At 70.0% G+C, this 9,410-nt stretch carries 9 protein-coding genes; 7 read left to right on the forward strand and 2 right to left on the reverse strand.

Annotated elements, in window-relative coordinates:
- Nucleotides 1-184: 184 nt before the first annotated feature.
- Nucleotides 185-832, reverse strand: a complete 648-nt coding sequence (locus WBN91_RS37785; protein WP_337729109.1) for a DUF3159 domain-containing protein — start codon at nt 830-832, stop codon at nt 185-187.
- Nucleotides 833-1,004: 172 nt separating this feature from the next.
- On the opposite strand from WBN91_RS37785, the gene WBN91_RS37790 reads away from it, so the two are divergent.
- The 6 genes from WBN91_RS37790 to WBN91_RS37815 are packed head-to-tail and all read left to right on the forward strand — an operon-like array spanning nt 1,005 to nt 7,681.
- Nucleotides 1,005-2,198, forward strand: coding sequence for an ROK family transcriptional regulator (locus WBN91_RS37790; protein WP_337729108.1), 1,194 nt, complete (start codon nt 1,005-1,007; stop codon nt 2,196-2,198).
- Nucleotides 2,199-2,246: 48 nt separating this feature from the next.
- A complete protein-coding gene (locus WBN91_RS37795) occupies nt 2,247-3,572 on the forward strand; it encodes an ABC transporter substrate-binding protein (RefSeq protein ID WP_337729107.1) in 1,326 nt (441 codons plus the stop codon).
- Between the two features lie 2 nt (nt 3,573-3,574).
- Nucleotides 3,575-4,561 carry a carbohydrate ABC transporter permease gene (locus WBN91_RS37800; RefSeq protein WP_337729106.1) on the forward strand — a complete coding sequence of 329 codons (987 nt, stop codon included), beginning with the start codon at nt 3,575-3,577 and terminating at the stop codon, nt 4,559-4,561.
- The gene (locus tag WBN91_RS37805) at nt 4,558-5,412 is read left to right on the forward strand and encodes a carbohydrate ABC transporter permease (protein WP_337729105.1); all 855 of its coding nucleotides are present in this window, start codon (nt 4,558-4,560) and stop codon (nt 5,410-5,412) included. The genes WBN91_RS37800 and WBN91_RS37805 overlap by 4 nt, the downstream gene beginning before the upstream one ends.
- Nucleotides 5,409-6,683 carry a 6-phospho-beta-glucosidase gene (locus WBN91_RS37810; protein ID WP_337729104.1) on the forward strand — a complete coding sequence of 425 codons (1,275 nt, stop codon included), beginning with the start codon at nt 5,409-5,411 and terminating at the stop codon, nt 6,681-6,683. Before WBN91_RS37805 ends, WBN91_RS37810 begins: the two co-directional genes overlap by 4 nt.
- Nucleotides 6,683-7,681, forward strand: a complete 999-nt coding sequence (locus WBN91_RS37815; RefSeq protein WP_337729103.1) for an N-acetylglucosamine kinase — start codon at nt 6,683-6,685, stop codon at nt 7,679-7,681. Before WBN91_RS37810 ends, WBN91_RS37815 begins: the two co-directional genes overlap by 1 nt.
- Nucleotides 7,682-7,817: 136 nt before the next feature.
- Here the strand turns inward: WBN91_RS37815 and WBN91_RS37820 are convergent, their stop codons facing one another.
- Entirely contained in the window at nt 7,818-8,204 is a 387-nt protein-coding gene (locus WBN91_RS37820; RefSeq protein ID WP_337729102.1) for a hypothetical protein, read from the reverse strand.
- A gap of 201 nt (nt 8,205-8,405) precedes the next feature.
- On the opposite strand from WBN91_RS37820, the gene WBN91_RS37825 reads away from it, so the two are divergent.
- Nucleotides 8,406-9,164 (forward strand): SGNH/GDSL hydrolase family protein, encoded by a 759-nt coding sequence (locus WBN91_RS37825; RefSeq protein ID WP_337729110.1) that lies wholly within the window; start codon nt 8,406-8,408, stop codon nt 9,162-9,164.
- The last annotated feature ends 246 nt before the right edge of the window (nt 9,165-9,410 follow it).

Consider the following 9,410-nt stretch of genomic DNA (forward strand, 5'->3'; position numbering starts at 1 on the left):
TGGTTGCAAAAACGAACCAAGCGTGGTTGGGCTTCGCCCAGGCCGGACGGGGAAAGAAACCGAGGCCCTTCCCGTGGACGCTAGCCGCTTCGGCTCGCGCCTTCGGCGCGGAGCATCCTGGCGTTCGGGCAGGCGCTTGCGGGCGGAGCGCCTTCAGCGAAAGAGGGCTCCCACTTAGCCCCGGTCAGGCTGCTTCCCCCGAAACCCGAGGATGCCGAAGCCCCGGGTGATCCTTAGGCAGGGACTTGCGCAACACCCACCAACTCACCGCAATGCACACCGCCTGCAACGGCCAAGTCAGCACCGCCCGCATAACCCCGAGCACCACAACCTGCCCCGCCAGCCACAAAGCCCCGAACACGACCACCCGCAACACGTACTGCCCCACCCAGGGCCAGCTCGCATACCGGTAAGCCCGCATCAAATCCGGATCCCGCCGCCACCGGAACTTCTGCCCGGTCACCAACCCGACGACAACCCCCAGCAACGGCCACCGCACCACGATGCTCGCCGACCACACCAACGCACTAGCGGCGTTCAAGAAGATCTGGAGCAGGAAGAAGTCCTCGGCCCTACCGGTCTGCAAGGCGATGTACGCGGCCAGCACCACAAGTGCCACCGAGACCACCACCGCCCGGGGCCGGTCGCCCCGCACCACCCGCACGACCGCGATGACCACCCCGCACAGCACCGCCGCCAAGGCCCCCACCTCGACGGATCGCCCGAACAGCGCCCACCCCAGTGCGAACGCCAAGGGCGGCAGGGACGCGTCCAGCGCACCGCCCCGGCCGCCCAACAACTGGGCCAGGGACTCCTGACGGGTGTCGGTCATGCCTCCAGGGTGCCTTAGGGCAGCCTTACCCAGGTAACGGACCCGCATCGGAGCATTGACCCGGCATGACGCACGTCACTACCGTGGCCCGAAATAGTCTGGAAAGTTACCAGACCAGGTCCAAACCACCCCCCAACCACCGCCACCACCAGAGCCAGGCGAGGAGAGCCCCATGCGAGCCGGTAGCCCCCGACTGCTGCGCGAGATCAACGACCGCGCCGCGATCGAGGCCTTGCTGCGCAACGGCCCGCTGACGCGCTCCGAGCTGGAGGGCATCATCGGGCTCTCCAAACCCGCCACCGCCCAACTCCTCACCCGTCTGGAAACCGAAGGCACGGTCCTGCGCAACGGCCTCCGCGGCGGTGGGCGCGGTCCCCGGGCCCAGCTCTGGACGGTCAACGGCGCCCTCGCGCACGTCGCGGCCATCGATCTCACGCCGGACACCGTGGACGTGGCCATCGCGGACATCTCCGGTGCGCTGGTCACCGAGCACAGCGCACCCATGCCGCGCACCGACGTCCTGGAGGCGTTCCACAGCGCGGTCACCAAGGCCGCCAACCAAGCAGGGCTCTCGCCCGAGGACCTGCACCACGTCGTCGTCGGCTCACCCGGTGCGGTGGACCCGACCACCGGACGGCTGAACTACGCACCGCACATGCCCGGGTGGGAAGGGTTCGACATCCCGGGGACCCTCCACGCCCTCCTCGGCACCAGCGTCACCGTCGAGAACGACGTCAACCTGGTCGCGTTGGAGGAGATGATCGCGGGCCGTGCCACGGGCGTGAAGGACTTCGTCCTGCTCTGGCCCGCGGACGCGGTCGGTGCGGCCGTCGTCGTCAACGGTGTGCTCCTCCGCGGTGCGACCGGCGGTGCGGGCGAGATCGACGCCATGCAGGTGCCCGACCACGCCAACGCCGAGACCGGCACCGATCGAACCGGCAGTCGGTACGGCGACCTGCTCGACAGCGCCGCCATCGTCAAGCTCGCCCGTGCGCACGGCGTGTCCGCCCGCACCGGGCAGGCCGCCGTCAAGAAAGCCCTGAGCGAGGGCACGGCCGGCCGGGAGTTCCTGGTCGACCTCGCCCGCCGCATCGCGACCGGTGTCGCCAACGTGATCGCCGTGCTCGACCCCGAACTGGTGCTGCTGTCCGGTGAGATCGCGCACGCGGGCGGCACGGCGCTCGCGGACCTCGTCGCCGCCGAGCTGCGCACCCTGGTGGTGCCCCGCACCCCCGTCCAACTCGCCCTGGTGACCGGGAAACCGGTGCGTTCCGGCGCACTGCACTCCGCGCTGTCGGTCGTCAGGGAACAGGTGTTCGGCCTAGACGCCGCCACGACCGAACCCTTCCGCGGCCCGCGCCGGTAGCGGCGGCCCGCACAACGTCCCCGACCGCACGTTGAAGAAGGAGAGCACATGCGCAAGGTCCCCCGCGCAGCGTTGCTTTGCGTGGCCGCCGCGGTGTCCCTGACCGCCTGCGCCGCCGGTGCCGGCAAGTCCGACCCGGGCGGCCTCGCCGCCGCGCCGGGCAAGGACGACAAGTTCACCCTGACCGTCTGGAGCAACTACTCCGGCCGCGAGCAGGACGAGGTCACCAAGGCGTTGGAGAGCTTCAAGAAGAAGTACCCCAACGCCGAGATCAAGCACGAGGGCAGCCAGGACGACGACAAGATCACCGCGGGCATCCGCAGCGGCAACCCGCCGGACGTGGCGCTGTCGTTCACCACCGACAACATCGGCCAGTTCTGCTCGTCGGGCTCGTTCCAGGAGCTCAAGCCCTACGTCGAGCGGGACAAGGTCGACCTGTCGCAGATCCCCGACGCCGTGCGCTCCTACACCGAGTACAAGGGCAACCGGTGCGCGATGCCGATGCTCTCGGACGTCTACGGCCTGTACTACAACAAGGAACTGCTCGGCGCGGCCGGCATCACCACGCCGCCGAAGACCACCGCCGAGCTGCTGGACTTCGCCAAGCGCGCCACCAAGAAGGCCCCGGACGGGTCGATCGAGGTCGCGGGTTTCCTGCCGACGATGATGTTCTACAACAACCGCCCGCCGATCTGGGCGCCGCACTTCGGCGCGAAGTGGGCCGGTCCGGACGGCAAGTCGGCGCTGGCCTCGCCCGAGTGGGCGGAGATGCTGAAGTTCCAGAAGGAACTGGTCGACTTCTACGGCTACGACAACCTGGAGCGGTTCCGCGCGGGCCTCGGGCAGGAGTTCTCCGCCGACCACGCGTTCCACCAGCAGAAGATCGCCATGATGATCGACGGCGAGTACCGCACGGCGTTCCTGAAGGACCAGGCGCCGCAGGTGAAGTTCGGCACGGCCCCGTTCCCGACGGTCAGGCCGGACCTGTACGGCGCCGGGTTCACGGCGGGCACGATCATGGGCATCCCGAAGGGCGCCAAGAACCCCGGCGCGTCCTGGGAACTGATCAAACATCTTTCGTTCGACACGGAAACGATCGTTACGCTCGCGAACGGTATCAAGAACATCCCCAGCACCAAGGCCGCGCTGGCCGACCCGCGGCTGGAGGTGGACGAGAACTTCAAGACGTTCATCGACCTCGCCACCGGCGGCAAGCTCCAGGGCAACCCGGTGACCCCGATCGGCGATGCGCACATCAAGGCCATCGGCGACTTCGCCACCTCATGGCAGGCGGGCAAGGTGCCGGACCTGATGGCGGGGTTGAAGGAAGTCGACCAGCAGATCGACGACCAGGTCGCGAAGAGCGGCAAGTAGCCATGACCGCCACGCTCGAACGCGTGGACGTGGTCCGGGCCGCCCCCGCGCGGGGGCGGTCCCGGGCTCGCCACCGGCGGACCGTGCTGGCCTTCCTGGCCCCCGCGATCCTGGGTTTCCTGCTGTTCTTCGGCTACCCGCTCGTCGCCACCATCGCCTTCTCGTTCACCAAGTACGACCTGATCAACCCGCCCGAGTGGATCGGGCTGGAGAACTACTCGTACATGCTCGCGGACAAGCTGTTCCGCACCGCCGTCTACAACACGCTGTGGTTGGTCGTGGTCCTCACGGCCGCCCGGGTCGTGTTCGCGCTCGGGGTCGCGTCGGTGATCGCCCGGCTGAAGTCCGGCGTGGGTCTGGTGCGGACGCTGTGCTACCTGCCCTCCCTCGCGCCGCCGGTCGCCGCGACCCTGGTGTTCTTCCTGGTCATGCGGCCCAACGACGGCCCGCTGGACGCGTTCCTGGGCTGGTTCGGCATCGAGGGTCCGCTGTGGTTCGCCGACCCGGCGTGGTCCAAGCCGGGGATCACGGCCGTGATGCTGTGGGTGTCCGGCGACCTGATGATCATCATCCTGGCCGCGATCCTGGACGTGCCGCAGGAGCAGTACGAGGCGGCCGAGCTGGACGGGGCGGGGCCGCTGCGGCGGTGGTGGCACATCACGCTGCCGTCCATCTCGCCGGTGCTGCTGTTCGGCGTGGTGAACTCGATCATCCTGGCGCTGCAACTGTTCACGCAGGCGGTGGTGGCGGGGTCGGCGGCCAGCGGGTCGGCCGACGTCACCGGGAACACCAAGATCCTGGGCTTCCCGGAGAACTCGACGCTGACGTTCCCGGTGTGGCTGTACACGCAGGGCTTCCGGTACTTCGACATGGGGTACGCGGCGGCGATGGCGACCGTGCTGTTCGTCGTGTCGTTCGCGGCCACGGCCGTGCTCGTGCAGCGCCTGCGCAAGGCCTCCTACCAGGAGGAAGGAGGGCCGGGCGCATGACCGCTGTGCTCGACCGCAAGCCGGTCAACTGGAAGGGCGCGCTGGACTGGGTCGCCGTGCACAGCCTCGGGCTGGCGCTGGGTCTGATGTTCGCGCTGCCCATCGTGTTCGTGTTCCTGACCGCGGTGATGTCGGACAACCAGGCGTTCACCAAGGACCTGTGGCCGCACGAGTGGCACTGGGGCAACTTCGTGGAGGTCTTCGACAAGGCGCCGCTGCTGAAGTACCTGGGCAACAGCATGCTGTACTCGCTGCTGGCCACCGCCGGCATGCTGCTGTCGTCCATCCCGGCGGCGTACGCGCTGGCCAAGCTCCGCTGGCGGGGCCGCAACGCGGTGTTCCTGCTCGTGGTGGGCGCGATGATGCTGCCGCCGCAGGTCGTCGCCGTGCCGCTGTACGACACGTGGTCCAGCCTGGGCCTGACCGGCTCGCTGTGGCCGTTGATCGTGCCGTACTTCCTGTTCGACGCCTTCAGCATCTTCCTGCTGCGCCAGTTCATCCTCACCATCCCGCAGTCCTATGTGGACGCTGCACGGGTGGACGGGTGCACGGAGTTCCAGGCGCTCGTGCGGATCATCGTGCCGATGGCCCGGCCGGGCATCGCGGCCACCGCCCTGTTCTGCTTCCTGTACACGTGGAACGACTACTTCGGCCCGCTGCTCTACACCGGCGAGCGGCCCGACGAGTGGACGCTGTCGCTGGCCCTGTCGTCGTTCAAGGGCATGCACCACGTGCAGTGGAACCTGGCGATGGCCGTGACGCTGCTGATCATGGTCCCCGCGGTGGTGCTGTTCGTCTTCGCCCAGCGCTCGTTCGTCAAGGGCATCACTTTCACTGGAGTCAAAGGATGAAGCTCACCGTTGTCGGCGGCGGGTCGACGTACACGCCCGAGCTGGTCGACGGCATCGCGGGTCGGCGGACCAGCCTCGCGGTGGACGAGATCGTGCTGGTGGACCCGGACGCCGAGCGGCTGGCCGTCGTCGGGGCGTTCTCGCGGCGGTTGCTGGCCCACGCCGGGCACCCGGCGCGCGTGCGCACGACCACCGACCTGGACGACGGGGTGGACGGCGCTGCGGCGGTGCTGCTCCAGCTGCGGGTCGGCGGGCAGGCGGCGCGGGCGCAGGACGAGACGTTCCCGCTGGTCTGCGACTGCGTGGGGCAGGAGACGACGGGCGCGGGCGGGTTGGCGAAGGCGTTGCGGACCGTGCCGGTGGTGCTCGACATCGCCGAGCGGGTGCGGGCGCTGGCCGGTGAGGGCACCTGGATCGTCAACTTCACCAACCCCGTCGGGATCGTGACGCGGGCGTTGTTGCGGGCCGGGCACCGGGCGGTGGGGTTGTGCAACGTGGCCATCACGTTCCAGCGGTGGACGTCGGCGCTGCTCGGCGTCGCGCCCGACGCGGTGACGCTCGGGCACGTCGGACTCAACCACCTCACGTGGGAGCGCGGGGTGTTCGTGGACGGGGTGGACCGCCTGCCGGAGCTGCTGGAGCAGCACGGGGAAGCGCTTTCCGAGCACATCGGGCTGCCGGCATCTTTGATGCGCCGGATGGGGATGGTCCCGTCGTACTACCTGAAGTACTTCTACGAGCACGACGACGTCGTCAGGAAGCAGAAAACCGACCCGCCGCGGGCGGAAGTCGTTGCGGGAGTGGAGAAGGAGCTGCTCGACCTGTACGGCGACGTCGACGTCGTCACCAAGCCCGAGCAACTGGCCCAGCGCGGCGGCGCGTACTACTCGGAGGCGGCCGTGCAGCTGGTGCACGCGTTGACCGGGGGCGGGGGTGCTGAGCGGCACGTCGTGAACGTGCGCAACGACGGGACCTTGCCGTTCCTGCCCGACGACGCCGTGATCGAGGTGCCGGCGACCGTGACGGCCGCCGGGGCGGTGCCCCTGCCGGTCGACCCGGTGGAACCCGCGTTGTCCGGGCTGATCTCGCACGTGACCGCGTACGAGCACCTGGCGCTGGAGGCCGCGGTGCACGGCGGGCGGGACCGGGTGGCCGACGCGCTGCTCGCGCACCCGCTGGTCGGGCAGCACGCGATCGCGGACCGGCTGGCCGACGAGCTGGTGGCGCGCAACCGCGACTTCCTGCCGTGGGCCAAGGGCGTGGTGGCTTGATGGCCGACCGGGTGCTCGCGATCGACGGCGGCAACAGCAAGACCGCCGTGGCGCTGGTCGACGTGGAGGGGCGGGTGCTCGCGCAGGTGCGCGGGCCGGGCGCCTCGCCGCAGAACGTCGGCCTGCCGCGCAGCCTGGAGGTGTTCGGGAGCTTGGTCGCCGAGGCGGCCCGGCTCGCCGGCCTGCCTCCCGGTGCACCGGTCGCCACGCACACCGCCGCCTACCTCGCGGGCGCCGACCTGCCCAAGGAGGAAGAGGACCTGCGGGTCGCCATCGAGGGGCTCGGGTGGTCGGAGACGACCGTCGTCGGCAACGACACGTTCGCGCTGCTGCGGGCGGGCACGTCCGACGGGATCGGCGTGGCCGTGGTGTGCGGGGCGGGCATCAACTGCGTCGCCGTGGCGCGGGACGGCCGGACGCACCGGTTCCCCGCGCTGGGCCGGATCTCCGGCGACTGGGGCGGCGGCGGGCACCTGGGCAGCGAGGCCCTGTGGCTGGCCGTGCGGGCCGAGGACGGGCGCGGCGAGCCGACCGCGCTGCTGCCCGCCGTGATCGCCCACTACGGGACGCGGACGCTGGCCGAGGTCGTCGAGCGGCTGCACTTCGAGGAGCTGGAGTTCGACCCGCACGCGTTGTGCCCCTTGCTGTTCGAGGTCGCGGCGGCGGGCGACGCGGTGGCCCGCGCGGTCGTGGACCGGCTCGTCGAGGAGGTCGCGCTGCTGGCCTCGGTGTCGCTGCGGCGGCTGGCGCTGCTGGACGAACCGGTGGACGTGGTGCTCGGCGGCGGCGTGCTGACCGGCACGAACGGCGTGGTCGTCGACGCCGTGCGGGAACGGCTGGTCGAGGTGGCGCCGCTGGCCGGGGTGCGGGTCGTGGACGTGCCCCCGGTGGTCGGCGCGGCCCTGCTCGGCTTGGACGCTCTGGGTGCCCCGCCCGGCGCGGAACTGCGGCTGCGCACGGCGTACGAGTCGCAGGTGCCCGTCGAGGCGACGGGCTAGCAGACCCCGGTGCGCGCGGGAGGTGTCAGGCGGCGGCCCTCCCCCGCGCACCGGACCCACCCCCGTTGCCGGGGGGATGATCGGCGGCGGCGCCTCCTGGCAACGGGACCCCCGCGGCGGTGTCCGGCGCCTGCGTTCAGGTGCCCGACACCGCCGTGGGGACCTCCAGCTCGGTGGTCGACGTGCTGACCGGCACGCTGACCGGCAGTTCGGGCACGGTCACGGACTGCTCCGGCTCGTCGGTCGTGGTCGACGTGATCTCCGTCGTAGTCGGCTGTGTTCCCTCGGTAGTCGTCGTGGTGGTGGCCCTGGCCCGAGCCGACGTGGTGGTCGGCAGTTCGACCCCTTCGAAGTCCATCGGCGGCCCGTCCCCGCCCGCGCGCTGCGTGGGCACCGGCGAGGTCCCGACCCGCTGCTCGCGCAACGGTTCGTGGTCGTCCCTGGTGAGGGCGACGGCGGTCACGACACCGGCCAGCACGGCCAGCGCGGCGAACGAGAGCAGCGGAAGCGGCAGACGCGGCACGGTCGGCAAGGGTAGGGCCAGGGACGTGACGAAACGCCCATTGCCGACACCACATCCCACGATCGAGTGACCAACGGGTGACCAGGAGGGGCAACCGACGCTGGCGTAGGTCCCCGGCACGGAGGCATCCTGTTGGGCGCGCGCGGGTCACGGGGGTGTTGCCGCGCGGCTTCGTCGAGGGAGGGGACGCGCGTGGACGGCATGGACAGTTTCGTCGCGTTGGGGGACAGCTTCACCGAAGGCATGGACGACCGAGGCCCGAACGGCACGTACCTGGGCTGGGCAGACCGCTTGGCAGGCCTGCTGTCGAGCCACCGGCCAGGCCTGCGGTACGCGAACTTCGCCGTGCGCGGCAAGATGCTCCAGGAAATAGTGGACGAGCAACTGCCGCTGGCAGTGGCCCTGAAGCCGAAGCTGGCGACGTTCTGCGGCGGCGGCAACGACATCCTGGTGCCGGGCTCCGACCCGGACGCCTTGGCCGAGGTCTACGAGATCGCCGTGGCGGACCTGCGGGCGGCCGGCAGCGAGGTCGTGATCTTCACGGGGTTCGACCCGAAGCACACGCCGTTCCTGCGGTCGTTGCGGGGCAAGATCGCCATCTACAACAGCCATTTGTGGTCGGTCGCCGAGCGCTACCACTGCCGAGTGGTGGACCTGTGGTCGATGACCGTCCTGCATGATCGCCGGGCTTGGAGCGAGGACCGGTTGCACTTGTCGACGGAGGGGCATCGGCGGGTGGCGTTGCGGGCGGCGGAGGTGTTGGGGTTCAAGCAGACGGAGGATTGGAGTGCGCCTTGGCCTCCTTTGGAGGACGAGGATTGGATGACTCAGCGGCGGCAGGATTTGAAGTGGGCGCGGGAGCATGTCGTGCCTTGGATTGGGCGGCAATTGCGCGGGGAGTCGATGGGTGACGGGGTCGCCCCCAAGCGTCCGGAGCTCCTTCCGGTCTGCGCGGACTGACCTGGCCCTGCCCTGCCCTTTCCTGCATCGACACGGATCCTTTGGCACGCGGAGCGCGGTTGTTCGCGCGCGCGCAGCGCGCCAGCGCGTCCCAAGCGCGGAGGGCGTTCGAGCTTGCGAGCGCGGAGCGCGTTACGTTTAGACCCGCGAAGCGTGGGCTTGAGAGCGAAGCGTTGAGTTCAAAGATTAAAAGAGCCTCGCCGGCGGGCAGGCCGCCAAGGATGGACACAAAGCAAAAGAAAAGGC

The organism is Saccharothrix sp. CCNWYY140, assembly GCF_037401995.1.
Lineage (GTDB): Bacteria > Actinomycetota > Actinomycetes > Mycobacteriales > Pseudonocardiaceae > Actinosynnema.